The sequence below is a fragment of the Streptomyces kebangsaanensis genome, from assembly GCF_001906585.1.
GTDB lineage: Bacteria > Actinomycetota > Actinomycetes > Streptomycetales > Streptomycetaceae > Streptomyces > Streptomyces kebangsaanensis.
Window position 1 is genome coordinate 9038 of record NZ_JUJA01000068.1, and the last position, 427, is coordinate 9464.

A 427-nucleotide genomic window follows, 5' to 3' on the forward strand; every position below is an offset into this window, starting at 1 on the left:
GTCCGGCCCACGCCGCCGGGCGGACCTGGGTTACGAGGTGGTGCAGGCGCTCGGGCAGGAGCTGCCGCAGTTGTCGCCGGTGCTGCACATCAGGACCGTCTCGGTCGCCGGCGTGCCCTCGATGAAGGTGATGTCCAGCCCGAACGGGTCGGCCTCGTCGAAGGTGTCAGCGCTCGGCTGTGCGGCAGTCGGCGGCTGCTCGGTGTGAATGGCGGTCATGCATGCCTCCTTGGGCAGTGGCGAGTGGTGCAGGATTCCGGGACCCGGTCAGGTCCCGGCGTTCGGTACCAGGTGGCCGCGACGAGCCCCCGTCGCTTCGGCACGGTCCTTCTGGAAGTCAGTGGGTTGGCTGTCTGCTCCGCGAGGGAGCGTCACGCCGCACCGGCCAGGACCTGGAGAAGGACGGTCTCCTCGTGGCGCGGCGGGG

1 protein-coding gene is annotated in these 427 nt (G+C 70.5%); it reads right to left on the reverse strand.

All coding sequences use genetic code 11. The features are described 5' to 3' along the window. Nucleotides 1-30 precede the first annotated feature (30 nt). Complete coding sequence (locus tag RH94_RS09560; RefSeq protein ID WP_079188957.1) at nucleotides 31-219, reverse strand: FxLD family lanthipeptide; 189 nt, start codon at nucleotides 217-219, stop codon at nucleotides 31-33. Nucleotides 220-427 lie beyond the last annotated feature (208 nt).